Source organism: Streptomyces sp. NPDC059371, assembly GCF_042751995.1.
Classification (GTDB): Bacteria; Actinomycetota; Actinomycetes; order Streptomycetales; family Streptomycetaceae; genus Streptomyces.
On the sequence record NZ_JBHYXD010000119.1, the window covers coordinates 1 to 12,805 of the forward strand.

The 12,805-nt window shown below is 68.5% G+C and carries 16 protein-coding genes and 1 tRNA gene; 10 read left to right on the forward strand and 7 right to left on the reverse strand.

Annotated elements, in window-relative coordinates; all coding sequences use genetic code 11:
- The first annotated feature begins 165 nt into the window (after positions 1-165).
- The 3 genes from ACFXGX_RS38090 to ACFXGX_RS38100 are packed head-to-tail and all read left to right on the forward strand — an operon-like array spanning position 166 to position 2,473.
- Positions 166-1,251 carry a hypothetical protein gene (locus tag ACFXGX_RS38090; RefSeq protein ID WP_384801340.1) on the forward strand — a complete coding sequence of 362 codons (1,086 nt, stop codon included), beginning with the start codon at positions 166-168 and terminating at the stop codon, positions 1,249-1,251.
- A gap of 58 nt (positions 1,252-1,309) precedes the next feature.
- Positions 1,310-1,906: a matrixin family metalloprotease gene (locus tag ACFXGX_RS38095; RefSeq protein WP_384801343.1), complete on the forward strand. Its 597-nt coding sequence runs from the start codon at positions 1,310-1,312 to the stop codon at positions 1,904-1,906.
- 12 nt (positions 1,907-1,918) lie between these two features.
- On the forward strand, positions 1,919-2,473 hold the full coding sequence (locus tag ACFXGX_RS38100) for a hypothetical protein (RefSeq protein WP_384801346.1): 555 nt from the start codon (positions 1,919-1,921) through the stop codon (positions 2,471-2,473).
- Positions 2,474-2,751: 278 nt separating this feature from the next.
- Here the strand turns inward: ACFXGX_RS38100 and ACFXGX_RS38105 are convergent.
- A tRNA-Met gene (locus ACFXGX_RS38105) sits at positions 2,752-2,825 on the reverse strand.
- Between the two features lie 107 nt (positions 2,826-2,932).
- Positions 2,933-3,235, reverse strand: a complete 303-nt coding sequence (locus tag ACFXGX_RS38110; protein WP_384801349.1) for a hypothetical protein — start codon at positions 3,233-3,235, stop codon at positions 2,933-2,935.
- Between the two features lie 20 nt (positions 3,236-3,255).
- Here ACFXGX_RS38110 and ACFXGX_RS38115 point away from each other — a divergent pair, with 20 nt between their 5' ends.
- The 5 genes from ACFXGX_RS38115 to ACFXGX_RS38135 all read left to right on the forward strand — a co-directional run bounded on the left by ACFXGX_RS38115 (position 3,256) and on the right by ACFXGX_RS38135 (position 6,698).
- A complete protein-coding gene (locus tag ACFXGX_RS38115) occupies positions 3,256-3,954 on the forward strand; it encodes a hypothetical protein (RefSeq protein ID WP_384801352.1) in 699 nt (232 codons plus the stop codon).
- A gap of 162 nt (positions 3,955-4,116) precedes the next feature.
- The gene (locus ACFXGX_RS38120; protein WP_384801355.1) at positions 4,117-4,860 is read left to right on the forward strand and encodes a hypothetical protein; all 744 of its coding nucleotides are present in this window, start codon (positions 4,117-4,119) and stop codon (positions 4,858-4,860) included.
- Positions 4,861-4,974: 114 nt separating this feature from the next.
- A complete protein-coding gene (locus ACFXGX_RS38125) occupies positions 4,975-5,142 on the forward strand; it encodes a sigma factor-like helix-turn-helix DNA-binding protein (RefSeq protein ID WP_384801425.1) in 168 nt (55 codons plus the stop codon).
- An 87-nt stretch (positions 5,143-5,229) separates the two neighbouring features.
- Positions 5,230-5,445, forward strand: a complete 216-nt coding sequence (locus ACFXGX_RS38130; RefSeq protein WP_384801358.1) for a hypothetical protein — start codon at positions 5,230-5,232, stop codon at positions 5,443-5,445.
- A gap of 530 nt (positions 5,446-5,975) precedes the next feature.
- Entirely contained in the window at positions 5,976-6,698 is a 723-nt protein-coding gene (locus tag ACFXGX_RS38135; RefSeq protein WP_384801361.1) for a DUF6461 domain-containing protein, read from the forward strand.
- 282 nt (positions 6,699-6,980) lie between these two features.
- Here the strand turns inward: ACFXGX_RS38135 and ACFXGX_RS38140 are convergent, their stop codons facing one another.
- From ACFXGX_RS38140 to ACFXGX_RS38155, 4 genes are all read right to left on the reverse strand, one after another.
- Positions 6,981-7,442: a hypothetical protein gene (locus tag ACFXGX_RS38140; RefSeq protein WP_384801364.1), complete on the reverse strand. Its 462-nt coding sequence runs from the start codon at positions 7,440-7,442 to the stop codon at positions 6,981-6,983.
- A gap of 44 nt (positions 7,443-7,486) precedes the next feature.
- Positions 7,487-7,612, reverse strand: coding sequence for a hypothetical protein (locus ACFXGX_RS38145; protein ID WP_384801367.1), 126 nt, complete (start codon positions 7,610-7,612; stop codon positions 7,487-7,489).
- Between the two features lie 127 nt (positions 7,613-7,739).
- On the reverse strand, positions 7,740-8,207 hold the full coding sequence (locus ACFXGX_RS38150; protein ID WP_384801370.1) for a hypothetical protein: 468 nt from the start codon (positions 8,205-8,207) through the stop codon (positions 7,740-7,742).
- A 206-nt stretch (positions 8,208-8,413) separates the two neighbouring features.
- On the reverse strand, positions 8,414-9,316 hold the full coding sequence (locus ACFXGX_RS38155; protein WP_384801373.1) for a LysR substrate-binding domain-containing protein: 903 nt from the start codon (positions 9,314-9,316) through the stop codon (positions 8,414-8,416).
- Between the two features lie 223 nt (positions 9,317-9,539).
- Here ACFXGX_RS38155 and ACFXGX_RS38160 point away from each other — a divergent pair, with 223 nt between their 5' ends.
- Complete coding sequence (locus ACFXGX_RS38160) at positions 9,540-10,445, forward strand: family 2A encapsulin nanocompartment shell protein (RefSeq protein WP_384801376.1); 906 nt, start codon at positions 9,540-9,542, stop codon at positions 10,443-10,445.
- Positions 10,420-12,288 carry a family 2A encapsulin nanocompartment cargo protein cysteine desulfurase gene (locus tag ACFXGX_RS38165; RefSeq protein WP_384801379.1) on the forward strand — a complete coding sequence of 623 codons (1,869 nt, stop codon included), beginning with the start codon at positions 10,420-10,422 and terminating at the stop codon, positions 12,286-12,288. The genes ACFXGX_RS38160 and ACFXGX_RS38165 overlap by 26 nt, the downstream gene beginning before the upstream one ends.
- Positions 12,289-12,439: 151 nt before the next feature.
- Here ACFXGX_RS38165 and ACFXGX_RS38170 read toward each other — a convergent pair whose 3' ends face one another.
- Positions 12,440-12,757, reverse strand: coding sequence for a hypothetical protein (locus tag ACFXGX_RS38170; protein ID WP_384801382.1), 318 nt, complete (start codon positions 12,755-12,757; stop codon positions 12,440-12,442).
- Positions 12,758-12,805: the final 48 nt, after the last annotated feature.

Genomic DNA, 12,805 nt, shown 5'->3' on the forward strand with positions numbered 1-12,805 from the left:
GGTTCACGGGAGACGTGAACCCGTTCGAGAGCTCCGGGTAAAGGGATGTGTCCGGCACACGCTCGGCAGGCGTTCGAGGGGGAGTTGTTGGTGAGCAGCGCGATGCGGGCCGCTTTCACACGATCGGCCGGGGCCTTGGCGGCGGTTGTGGGTCTCCTGGCCGCGATGTTGGTCACGGCGGGGCCGGCACGGGCTGTCACGCCGCTGCCCGGCGGCAAGGCGAACTGGGTCGTCTCCGTCGGCTACCTGGACCTCGCGACGAAGAACAACTACCGCAACTGGGTCCGGCTCGGGTACTACGTCTTCCAGAGCGACGGAACGGTGAGCACCAACTACTGGACCTGGAACCAGCGGGAACAGCCGCAGCGGGTGAACGCGATGACCGCGAACTGCGGCGGCGACGTCCCCACCTGCGCGGTCCGTACGGTCGGTGGCTTCACCGGCGACCCGATGGGCGGCTACCGGGGCACCTTCGACTACGCGCCGGACGGGCGGCTCGCCGTGACCTGGACCAGTGACGCCGCCGGCACGGAGTCGGCGCAGCCGGTCACCGAATACTGGAACGTCACCACGGGGCTGGCCGACGGGCGAGCGGCCCGCATCACGAGTCCCACCTTCTACGGCGCCTACGGCAACGACGTGGAGATCCCGGCTCAGGGCACCTTCTCCGCGTACGCCGACTTCGGTGTCGGCTACGGCAGCAACGCCTCGCTGGACCGCACGAGCCGGGCGAGCATGAGCCAGCTCGTGGACGACCCGCGCTACAACGCGGAACCGTACCGGGGAGCCTTCGTCGTGGCCAAGGCGTCATCGTCCGACCCCGCCACGCGGACGGGCATCGTGGGCCGGGAGGTCACGGGCGGCACCTGGGCCTTCGGTGCGGCCGCGAACCCCTGGAAGCCGTGCACCGGCAGCCCGTGCATGGGCTGGCTCCAGCCGAAAACCTCCTGCGCCGGCACCGACAAGGACCGTGTCCGCTACATCGGTGAGATCGGTGGCGGCCGCCGTAACACCGAGGAGTACTGGTGCCAGTCCCTGGCCCAGGGGCAGACCTGCTACCCCCACAACTCCCACCCCCGCCCCATGCTGCAGGTCATCGACGACTCCGGCGAGTTCCAAGGATGGGTCGGAGTGGAGGCCTTCACTCATGTGGCCACCACCACCGGGCTGCCGGACAGCAGCTGGGTCGAGGGGTACTGGGGGCTTTTCGACATGGTCTCGGCAGCACTGCGGCCCGAACTGCCGGCCTGAGCCGTTCCACCGAGTCCCACCGTCGGAGAACGAAGAAACCCAACCGAGAGGAATGTTCATGAAGCACTGGAAGGCCATGCTGGCCACGCTCGCCTTAGCCTCCGCCGCCGTCGTCATACCGGCGTCCCCGGCCTCCGCATACGCCACCTTCGGCTGCCAGTTCACCACCGGCACCCTGAAGTGGCAGGACTCGACGACGACTTCGGGCTACGCCACGGCCGCGACGAACGCGGTGAACGCGTGGAACTCGACCAGCACGCAGTTCAACATGAACAAGGTCACCAGCGGCGCCAACATCCGTGTCACCAACGGCAACTTCGGAGCGACCTGGCAGGGCTCCCGGTTCGTGGGCATCACGCTCAACACCAGCCAGGAGAACCCCGTCACCAACAGCTGCGGCGACGGAACCTGGGACACCACCATCGTGACGTGGTGGAACGACTACTACACCCAGGACTACGCCGCGGCCAAGCGCCAGGCCATCATGGTCCATGAACTCGGCCACGCCCTGGGCCTCGCCCACACCGCGGCGGCCGGCAATTCGAGCTGCAGCAACGTCTCGATCATGGACAAGGCCATCGACGGCTGGTACGACGTCTGCGGCTTCTGGACACCGCGCCAGGACGACATCAACGGCGCGAACGCCCTGTACTGAGCGGGCCGGCGCATGCGCTCCTCCCTCATCCGGCACCCTGCCCTGCGGGCCGCCGCCGCAGGCGCATTCACCTTGGTGATCCTTTCGTCGAGCGGCTGCGCCGCGGAACGAGCGGAGCCCCGGCCCAAGCAGCGGATATCCGTCACCCTGGCCGACCGCTACACCGATCTCGGCCGCATGAAAGAAGACAGCACGGCGGTGGTTCTCGCCAGTGCCGTCGGATCCGGTACCGCCGTGCGCGACGGGTTTCCGATCACCGTGACGAATCTCAGGGTGGTGAAGATCCTGACCGGAAAAATCTCCGGGCCGGCTTTCAAGGTGCAGCAACTCGGCACGCGGGAAATCGAGTCACCCGACACGTCCCGCCTGATGAAGACCGGCCGCACCTATCTGCTCTACCTCAGCAAGAACGACGGAAAGGAGAATCCGGACCACTTCGTCGTCACCGGCGGGGACGGGATCTACGTTCTGCAGGGCGGCCGTTACCTGTACCGGGGAGGGCCACCGGCCGGACCAGGAAAGCAACTACCCGCTGAACTGGCTGCCGACAGCGTAGAAGGGACGTAACCCCGCGAGCAGCAGCGCCAAAACCACGGAAGGAGCGTCACCGGGAAGGCAGTCCAGCACCACCGGGACGGCCTGCGAAACTCACGACGTGATGAACTGACGCTCCTCTCACGTGACGGGCACTCAGAACGATGACGGCGAGCAGTCTGTAGCTGCCGGCCCGCCCCGCCATCGTGTCCGTCCGTGAACCGTTCTCGGCAGCCCCAGCTGCAATGCCGCGCGCCCTGGGGCTGAACACGTGTGAGGGGCCGGCACATTGTGCCGGCCCCTCACATCAGTAGCGGGGACAGGATTTGAACCTGCGACCTCTGGGTTATGAGCCCAGCGAGCTACCGAGCTGCTCCACCCCGCGTCGGATGACTCCACCCTACGCCACCTGCGCCCGCCCCGAGACCATGATCGACAGCCTGCCCGCGGGGTCGGCGGTCGCGGCCGCCGCTTCCCCCGAACCGGTCGGGCTCATAGCGAGTGCACCATGGCCACATAACGGCCGTACTGGGCAGTGGTCCATCCGCTGTCCGGCCAGCCGGCCTCCACCGCGCCCGCGGCCCTGAGGGCCCGTGACACGACGCTGTCCAGGATGACCGGACGGTGGTGCGCCGCAGCGCTCTCGTGCCCGGCGAAGTAGAGCACTTTGGTGAAGAATGCCGGGCGAAGGTAAGGGATGTGCTGCTCGTTGTTGAAGGCACGGTATGCGTCGACGGCACCCTGTTCCCGGAGCAGACAGTGGGCGGACAAGACCGAGTTCGTGATCACCGGCAAGCGGCTTTCCCGGACCGCTGGTGTACGACGGCCTGAACGTGCTGTGGCCCCCCATCGACACGGCGCGCCGCGACGCTTCGGGCGACTTCGGACTCTCCGCGCTCACATCGTGGTTCGGCGGAGACTGGCAGGAAAGCACCGCATACGAACGTGTCCGGCATGCCGCAGCCGCTGACGACAGCGCACAGACCCCGGGTTCGGCAGCGGCACTGCTGCTCGCGGACGCCCGTCGCCTGCGCGACTCCGCTCTGCGCGCCGAGACGATCAAGGTGCTGTGGCTTTCCGCCACGGGCCGGGGCTACAACATCGACCACCTCGGTATCGACGCGCGGGACTGGATCAGGCTGATCGAAGGCATGTGTGAAGAGCGTCTGAGGGGGGTCGCCCCCCAGTATCGCCCTGCCGAACCGCTTGACCGGAGCGACCTCCGGAGCGCCGTGCTAGGAGCCGTCCGGGAGGCTGCACCGCTCCTGAAGGACGCGGTCATCAGCCCGCACTGGGAGCCGATTTCGGGCGCGAGCGGCCTGGCGGCCGTCGCGGAGGTCGTCACCGACGCGGATGCCGACCTCGGGTTCCGGCTGTTGCTGCGGTTGCTCGACGTGGTGTCCCCGCCTCTTACCGAGGAGCAGTACAGCCACTACCAAGCACTCGGCGGGCGGTTCGGCTACGGCGAGCACCACGTCACCGAGAAACTGGAACAGCTCATTCGGCAAGGCTGACCACAGGGTGGCGGGGCGGGTACGACGCGCCCTGCCTGTCTCAGGCAGACGCGTCAGTGTGCCGCCAGCCGACGGGCTCGTCGCTGAACGGGGTTATCACCCGAAACGTGCGCACCCTCATGGCAAGTGGGTCGTCCCTACCGCCTATCTGAAGGAGTGACCATGACACACGAGCCTGAGAGCGACGTCGAGGACGATTTCGTCGAGGCCGAGTTCATCGAAGACATCTACGTGACGGACATCGGGCTGACCTGGCTCGCCTCACGATGGCGCGTGCTGGAGGAGTTCTACAGGGAACATTTCCCGCCCCATGCCGTCGACCCCGGCCCCGTCGTTGTGTGGCTCATGCTCACGGAAACGTCGCTCGACCAGTTCGACCGCTCCAAGGCCGTACAACTGGGCCAGGACGTGCGGCGACTGCTGCGCTCACCCCTGACGGACGAGATGATCCGTACGGTGTGGCTCGCCGCCACTCACGGCATCCTCGACCCGGACGAGCACGGGATGACGGCCCGTACCTGGCTGCGGCGGATCGAGGAGGCGTGGCTGGCCCGCGTGCGCCAGGACGATCCGGCGTTCGTGCCTGCGCCGCCACAGCCGGTGGTCGACGAGGAACTGCGGCGGGGGGTGATCCAGGTGATCCACTCGGTCGCGGAGCCGTTGTGTCTCGCCTCGGAGCAGCCCCCGTACGGGGTTCCGGCGACCGGCCTGGTCCCCGCGCTGGAGCGGGTGGTCACCGAGGTGTGCGCCGACCTCGGTTACCGGCTCTTCCTGCGCGCGGTGAAGACCTACTTCGTGCCGGTGCCGGCCGACGGGGAGACGTACGACAGGTTCGTCGCCCTCGGTGAGCGGTTCGGCTACCCGTACTGGCTCGTGCGCGAAGGACTCAACGACCGGACCGACTGAGCCGAGGCGCGGGGGCGGGCGGACGGACGAACCTCGACCACCCCCGTAGCACCAGGCCACTCGCCGCCGGGGGCAGAGCCGCCCTCGATCCGCTTCCGCAAGCTGACGGCGTTGATGGAGGCCGTGAAGAAGGAGGTGGCCATCCGGCGGAAGGTGATCTTCCTTGAGATGCGTGACAGCGGCATGACGTACCGCGAGATCGCCAAGGAGACGGGGATCAGCTTCGGCCGTGTCCGGCAGATCCTCGCGAAGGACCTGAACGCCGAGCCGTCCGAGGAATGAGAGGCCGATCGGTGTGGAAGACCGCCAGCCGACGCAGTCGGCAAGCGGGCAGAGACCCCCGCAGCGCCCAGAGACGAAGGAGCGACCGTGCCGCAGAGGCCAGAACCCGTCGGCCAGCCGGAATACCTGACCGAGAAGCAGTGGATCGACCTCGCCTTCGCAGTGATGCGCGGCGTGGTCGAGGGGTGTCGGACGGCGGAACTTGGACTGGACCCAGCTCTGCTCTCGGACCTGGGCACGGCTGCGGTGAATGGGCTCCGGGCCCGCTTGGACCAGGTGATGGCGGAGTCGCAAGACAGATGACCTGGTGCGGTGGTACGCAGAGCTCGACGAGGACGAGCGGCTCGCGCTGGCGATGAACGCCGCCTGGTGGCGTCGACGGATTGGAGGTTCGAGACCGACGCGCTGCGCCTCCGCTCGGAACTGGACGCCGGGAAGTCGGACCGCGTTGCCTACGACGAGGGGCAGGCCGACATGTTGCACTGGGCTGCGACAGTCCTGCCGGAACGGATGCCGCCACTGTCTTCGTTCGGACAGGCCCGGGTGCCGCGGGACATCGAAGCCAAGCGGAAGACGTTCGCCGAATGCGCGGCGCCGGAGGCCGCGAGGTGCCCTGCCTCAGCGACCGCCCCGCCCATAGTTCGCGTCGGGGAGGCGCCGCCCCTGCTCAGAGGCGGCGCCTAGCGCACTTGGGCAGGTGCCGGTCGGCGAAGGTGAGTTGAGGTGTGGGACGACGTCAGAACGGCGACCGCCGTCACCAGGTCCGAAGCACGGCCCTGAGCGGTTCAGAACAGCGCAGCCCAGTGTCAGTGGGCGTTGGCAGGATGCTCCGCATGACGTCCGCCACCGCAGCCGATTACGGCTGGATACGTTCCTCGTCCTCGCTGTTCGCCTACGGATTGGAGGTCGGATACACCCTGACGCTGGTGCGGGGGGTCTCGCCCTCGGAGTTGTTCCGGATCGTGGGGGCCGAGCCGCGAGGTGTGTGTCAGGGGCTCAGCGAGTTCATCGAAGCACAGCAGGAGTTCTTGGACGAGTACGAGGAATGGCCCGAAGCCTTCCTCGCAGGAGCGTTCACCGTGCCGGGCGAGGGAGCGGACTGGACTCTCGCGCTGGAGTTCGGAGGCGATCTGGGCACGCGACCGCGCCTCATGGAGGCACTCTCCGCCGGGACGCGTGCTGTCTCGCATTCGAGCAACGGGGGGAAGCCCATGGACTTCTTCCACTGGTACGAAGAGGGCCAGTTGCGGACCACCTTCGAGTGGCCTGCAAACAGGACCGGCAGCACTCCCGATGAGCTGAACGGCGTGATGATGGAGGTCGGCCTCAACCCGTCGGGGGACGAACATCCCGCTGTCGACAGGAAGGCAGCGGTCCTGGCGCTGGCAGAGCGCCTCACAGGCGTACGGGTGACCGAGGGGCTACTGGCGGAGGCCGAGTATCAGGTGGGGGAAGTCTTGGAGGAACCCACCGAGGAGTGGCAGAGCATCACCATCGACGTCACGGACGCGCATGGCGAGCGGACACACGTACAACTGCGACGAGATCAGCTCTGACACACGAGGTGCCGCGAACCACTGACACTTCCGTGTCGCCCGACAAGAGGCCTGCCTCGTTCGAGTCTCCAGGGAGCGGCCGGCGCGCGGCCACGCTGCGCCGTGAGAGGCGCAGGCATGTCGGTGCCGTCGCCCGAACCGACGCCTCGCACTGGGGGCGAGCAGGGGTTACTCGACTGGCGGGCACGTCGAAGGGATGGGTTCAGCGCCTGCTCCGGGTTGCGATGAGGCAGCCGATCCAGAGGGGACGAGCCGGCCGTTCGGCGGCACCTCACGTTCCAATCAGCCGATGTCGGCGCAGATCGGATCACTGGAAGGCAGTGCAGCGGCGACGTTCATCAGGGAGATGCGGACCATCTGGCTCAAGCGGGCCAGATGCGGGGCAGATGCGTCGTCATGAACGAGCACTCTGAGAGCATCCACGTGAAGCTGGTCCTCCTCGCTCAGGCGTGGCAGGCCGGCGAGCAGTTCGTGCGAGGGCCGTGCGGTCGCGGCGGCTTCGATGTCCGTGAGCCGAAGCTGTTGCACCAGGGCTTCGGTGCCGGTTTCTCCCCGCGCGACCGCGTCCAGGACAAGGGCATGGATGCTCAAAGTGAGCAGCGTCTTCAGCAGTGCCTCGGCTGTGGCGGGGGCCATCGACCAGGTCCGGTATCGCTCGAAGCGGTCGCTGTGCTCCCCGGGGATGCGGTCGACCGCCCGGAGGATTCGCTCGCTCCACGTCGCACACGCCACCCAGACATCCACGGGGTCGGTTCTCCTTTGCCGGTCGGATCGAGGCTGCGAGGAGGCTAGAGGCAGCGGGCCTTCAGAACGGCTCCGCTCACATCCGCGTTCGCGGTTTCGCCGTAGTGGATGGACCCGATAGCGCGGGTGCGGTAGCTGTAGAGCGGATCCGGATAAAAGACGGAGGCCACCTCGAGCTTTTACGCCAGGAATCGCGTCATCGACGGAATGGGTGACGGCTTCATCGTGAAGATCGTCACCCGGCCCGCGCTGCGGCAGGAGTGGCTCTGGGTGCCGGCCGCTCCCGCCGTAGCCAATTCAGGTTCTGGCGGGCCAGAACTGCACGAGGTAGTGCTCCACGCCGTGACCGGTTCCCTCGCCTTCCGACAGGGATGCGGCCTCGGCCCGGCCCGCACAGTGGACACGGACGTGCCACGAACCGCCGGAATCCGCCAGTGTGATCAGGTCGTCCATCCGGCCCGTGTGCATGGACCACACGGCTACCTGACCACTGGCCGACTCGAACTCGGCTTCGGCCGTCTCATCCCAGTCGGCCCGGTCCTGCTGGGGCGGCGGCCCGTCCCAGACTTCGACGCTGACCGCGGCGGTATGGGTATGGCCACCGCTGGTGATGTCCAGGCGCCCCGGATGGGTGCTGAGGAACGCATGCCGGTTGAGGTCATCCGGGAAAGGAACCGGCAGGTCCGCGTCATCGGACTCCTGCAACCCGAAGGCGTGAAAGCCCACGTACGCCTTCACATCCTGCTGCCGCACAAGCTCTGCCATGAGCCCCTTCGATATGACAGACGACGGGCCCTTGCCCTGACCGTAAGTCGGCCCGGCCGCGGGCCCGATGCCCTCGTGACCACTTCGACCTGCCCTCGCGCTGGTCCCTGCGGCCGTCGCCGTTTCCCAGCTCCGGGAGACGCCTGAGCCGCCTCCCGCCGAACAGGTCCGCGCGAAACTCGCCGCCGGCGGACGCCCCAGCCACGTCAGGACGGCCATCGCGGTTCGGAGACGGTCGCGTCGAGGGCGTCGAGGAGCACTTGGGCAGGCTGGGACGCGGGCGGCTTGCCGTACACCGCGGCCACGACCTGTCTGCGCAGGCCGGCGATCCGTTCGAGCCTGACCCCGGGGTGCCGGTTGGCGAGAAGGGTGAGCCCGGGCAGCAGGCTCACGCCCAGCCCGGCCGCGACGAGCGCCTGTACGGCGACGTAGTCGTCGGTCTCGAACTCGACGATCGGTGAGAACCCGGCTCGCCCGCAGGCGGCGACGAGATGTTCGCGGCAGCGTTCGCAACCGGCTATCCAGCGGGTCTCGGCGTAGGTGGCAAGCTCCGCCCGGGGGCCGTCCCAGGAGCGGTCGGCCGGTGTGACCACGTACAGGGGTTCGTCGAGAAGTGGTGTCCTGGTGATGTCGCGGCGGTCGCGCTGGGGCGGGTCGCCGTGTTCGAAGATCAGCGCCACGTCGACGTCGTTGTTGCGCAGGGCGCTGAGCGCGTCCGGTGGTTCGGCTTCGACGAGGGTGAGTTCGATACCGGGGTACCGGTCGGAGACGCGCGCGGCCGCGAGCGGCACCAGGGTGGCCAGCGCCGAGGGAAAGGCGGCCAGGCGGACCCGGCCGGTGCGCAGCCCGGCCAGTTCGTCCAGTTCGGCGTGCACCGATTCGACCTGCGCGAGGATTGACTCGGCGCGGTCCACCAGGAGCCGGCCGGCCTCGGTGAGCCGGATTCCGCGCCCCATCCGCTGTAACAGCGGTACGCCGGCCTCGGCCTCGAGTTTGACGAGTTGATGACTCACCGTCGGCTGGGAGTAGTGCAGCGCCTCGGCGGCTGCCGTGATCGAACCTTCACGGGCGACAGCCACCAGCGTCCGCAGCCGACTCAAGTCGATCATTTGGGAATCATAGCCAGCTTCGATGACAGCCTCGAAAACACGCATTGGACCGCTACCAGGGCCGCTGGGAGGGTGAGTGAGAAAGTTCGTGCGAGAGCGTGCGAGAGGGTTCGACCGCGTACATCGCCGTCGACGGTCTCGCCCCCCCATCACGCGTGCCTGCCCCTCGGGCGCGGAATGGAGACGTTGTATGACCACGGCTGTGAATCCACCGTCGCGATCGATGTCGGTGGGCGATCGCGCGGCGCGGACCCTGGCGAACGCCACGAAGACCGTTCCGCAGATGTCCTCCATCACGCCTCGCTGGCTGGTGCACCTGATGTCCTGGGTGCCGGTCGAGGCCGGTATCTACCGGGTGAACAGGGTCGTTCACCCGGAGTCGGTGCGCATCGAGTGCGACAACTACGACGAGTCGCCGCTGCCGGACACCTTCGTCGACTACGAACAGGAACCCCGTGAGTACCGGCTCAAGGCCGTCCAGACGGTTCTGGACCTCCACACCCGGATCGCCGACCTGTACTCCAGCCCGCACGACCAGACCGCACAGCAACTGCGGCTGACCATCGAGGCGGTGAAGGAACATCAGGAGGGCGAGCTGATCAACAGCCCCGATTACGGGATGCTGACCAGTGTGGCGCCCACGCAGCGGATCTCCACCCTGGCGGGGCCGCCGACGCCGGACGACCTGGACGCCCTCATCACGAAGGTGTGGAAGCAGCCGGCCTTCTTCCTCACCCACCCGGAAGGGATCGCCGCGTTCGGCCGGGAATGCACCCGGCGCGGTGTTCCGCCGGCCACGGTGAGCATGTTCGGCTCGCAGTTCCTGACCTGGCGCGGCCTGCCGATCATCCCGTCGGACAAGGTCCCGCTGGAGAACGGCAGGACGAAGTTCCTGCTGCTGCGCACCGGCGAGTCGCGCCAGGGCGTGGTCGGACTGTTCCAGCCGGGGCTCTCCGGGGAACAGGGGATGGGGCTGTCGGTGCGCTTCATGCAGATCGACCGCAGTGCCATCGCCTCCTACCTGGTCTCCCTGTACTGCTCGGTCGCGGTGCTCACCGAGGACGCGCTCGCCGTGCTCGACGACGTCGAGGTGGACAAGTTCCATGACTACGCCCCCAGCTACCGGTAAAGAAGCCGCCCCGGCGTGGCTCCCCGACGAGGAGACGCTGAACCGGCTGGCCGGGGAGTTCTTCCGAGCTCTCCCCGGCCAGCCGGCGGATATGCAGGTTCCGGTCCTCGACGGCCCGTCGGAGCAGCGGCCGGAGGGGCCCTCGCAGTGGCCGACGCCGGCCGGCCTGCCGGCCGCGGACCCACCCCCGGCGCCGACGGCCGGGATGAGCCCGCGGGCGGACCTGCCTCCTTCGGCGCCGGCCGCGGGGACGAGCCCGCCCGGCGGGCCACCGCCGACCAGCGCCCCGGCCACGTTCGCGGCGAGTGCACCCGGCGTCGCCGGGCCCGTACCGGAGCCGCCGGTCCTGCCGGTGACCCCCGGGCCGCCGCCCGCCGCATCGCTGTTCCCGCCGGCGTCCGGACCGGCCCAGCTCTCGGGTCCCGGGCAGTTCTACTTCCTCAGTGAGGCGCCCGGATACCCCGCGAAGGCGCCGGAGCTCCCCGGCTTCGGGCACCTGGGGCTGCCGCCCCTCCCCGAACCCGTGTCACCGACGGCCACGACCTCGCCGTACTACTTCGTCGAGGAACCCGGCGTCCCCGCCGCCCCCTTGGGGCTGCCGCTCGACCCGCACCCGGCTTTCGACGTGCGGGCGGTCCGCCGGGACTTCCCGATCCTGTCCGAACTGGTCAACGGCCGTCCGCTGATCTGGCTGGACAACGCCGCGACCACGCAGAAGCCGCGCGCGGTGATCGACCGGCTGGTCGAGTTCTACTCGCGGGAGAACTCCAACATCCACCGCGCGGCGCATGAGCTCGCCGCCCGGGCGACGGACGCCTACGAGGGCGCGAGGAACACCGTCGCCCGGTTCGTCGGGGCGGGCTCCGCCGAGGAGATCGTGTTCGTCCGGGGCACCACCGAGGCGATCAACCTGGTGGCCAAGGCATGGGGACCCCGGAACATCCGTGCGGGTGACGAGATCGTCCTCTCCTACCTGGAGCACCACGCCAACATCGTGCCCTGGCAGATGCTGGCGGAGCAGACCGGTGCGGTGATCAAAGTGATCCCGGTCGACGACGCCGGGCAGCTGCTGCTCGACGAGTACACCGCGCTGCTGTCCGAGCGCACCAAGCTGGTCGCGGTCACCCAGATGTCCAACGCGCTCGGCACCGTCGTACCGGTCGAGAAGATCATCGAGCTCGGGCACCGGGCCGGGGCGCGCGTCCTGGTCGACGCGGCGCAGTCGGTCCCGCACCTGCCGATCGATGTCAGGGCACTGGACGCGGACTTCCTGGTCTTCTCCGGGCACAAGCTGTTCGGACCGACCGGGATCGGGGTGCTGTACGCCAAACGGGAGGTGCTCGAGGACATGCCTCCGTGGGAGGGCGGCGGCAACATGATCACCGACGTCACCTTCGAGCGGTCCAGCTACCAGCCGCCGCCGGGCCGCTTCGAGGCCGGCACCGGCAACATCGCCGACGCGGTGGGCCTGGCCGCGGCCATCGACTACGTCGAGCGCATCGGCCTGCCCCAGATCGGCGCCTACGAGCACACCCTGGTCGAGCACGCTACCGAAGGCCTGCGCGGGGTGCCCGGACTCCGGCTGGTCGGCACGGCCGCGCACAAGGCGAGCATCGTGTCGTTCGTACTGGACGGCTACGAGCCAGCCGAGGTGGGCACGGCGCTCAACGAAGAGGGCATCGCGGTGCGTTCGGGCCACCACTGCGCGCAGCCGATCCTGCGCCGGTACGGCCTGGAGGCCACCGTCCGGCCGTCGTTCGCCTTCTACAACACGCATGAGGAGGTGGACACGCTGGTCGCGGCGGTTCACCGGCTCGCGGACCGCCGCGGCGGCCACCACTAGCCGGCCGGCTGTCGGCAGAGCTGAGAACACAGCTCTGCCGGCACCTGGACGGCCTGGAGGCCACAGGAGCCGTCGAGATCCGAACTGCCGTCGAGCCGGTCATCGACACTGGTCGCCGGCCCACGGTGAGGCCGCTGCCTCAGCTTGTCGTTCAACCACGGGTGTTCGGCGCGGGCGCGGCAACGGTGACCTGGGCTGTCCAGGACCCGGGTTCCCGGGGCGGATCCCAGGTCACGTCGACGGGTACTTCGTGGAAGTCGTGTGCGAGTCCCACCACCATGGCCGCCGCGGCGGCCCGGGCCTTGGCTGGGCCGGCGTTGACCGGAACGTCGGCGAGGCACCCGCAGAGCATCCCGCCTTCAACGGTGAGGACACTGTGGCGCCAGCCTTCCGGCGTCGCGAGCAGGACGATGCCCTTCGGCATGCCGAAGGGCGGTCGTCTCTCCTTCTCCCGCTTTCGTCTCACCATGGAGCCCATCCAACCTCGTCGGCTTCCTGGCGGTTCAGACGGGCGGGG

Bases quoted from the DNA above. Each gene is read 5' to 3' on its own strand.
- ACFXGX_RS38170 (WP_384801382.1), bottom strand. From the start codon at position 12,757: ATGGTGAGACGAAAGCGGGAGAAGGAGAGACGACCGCCCTTCGGCATG.
- ACFXGX_RS38125 (WP_384801425.1), top strand. From the start codon at position 4,975: ATGGAGGCCGTGAAGAAGGAGGTGGCCATCCGGCGGAAGGTGATCTTC.
- ACFXGX_RS38090 (WP_384801340.1), top strand. From the start codon at position 166: ATGTTGGTCACGGCGGGGCCGGCACGGGCTGTCACGCCGCTGCCCGGC.
- ACFXGX_RS38155 (WP_384801373.1), bottom strand. From the start codon at position 9,316: ATGATCGACTTGAGTCGGCTGCGGACGCTGGTGGCTGTCGCCCGTGAA.
- ACFXGX_RS38165 (WP_384801379.1), top strand. From the start codon at position 10,420: ATGACTACGCCCCCAGCTACCGGTAAAGAAGCCGCCCCGGCGTGGCTC.
- ACFXGX_RS38100 (WP_384801346.1), top strand. From the start codon at position 1,919: ATGCGCTCCTCCCTCATCCGGCACCCTGCCCTGCGGGCCGCCGCCGCA.
- ACFXGX_RS38120 (WP_384801355.1), top strand. From the start codon at position 4,117: ATGACACACGAGCCTGAGAGCGACGTCGAGGACGATTTCGTCGAGGCC.
- ACFXGX_RS38095 (WP_384801343.1), top strand. From the start codon at position 1,310: ATGAAGCACTGGAAGGCCATGCTGGCCACGCTCGCCTTAGCCTCCGCC.
- ACFXGX_RS38160 (WP_384801376.1), top strand. From the start codon at position 9,540: ATGTCGGTGGGCGATCGCGCGGCGCGGACCCTGGCGAACGCCACGAAG.
- ACFXGX_RS38135 (WP_384801361.1), top strand. From the start codon at position 5,976: ATGACGTCCGCCACCGCAGCCGATTACGGCTGGATACGTTCCTCGTCC.
- ACFXGX_RS38150 (WP_384801370.1), bottom strand. From the start codon at position 8,207: ATGGCAGAGCTTGTGCGGCAGCAGGATGTGAAGGCGTACGTGGGCTTT.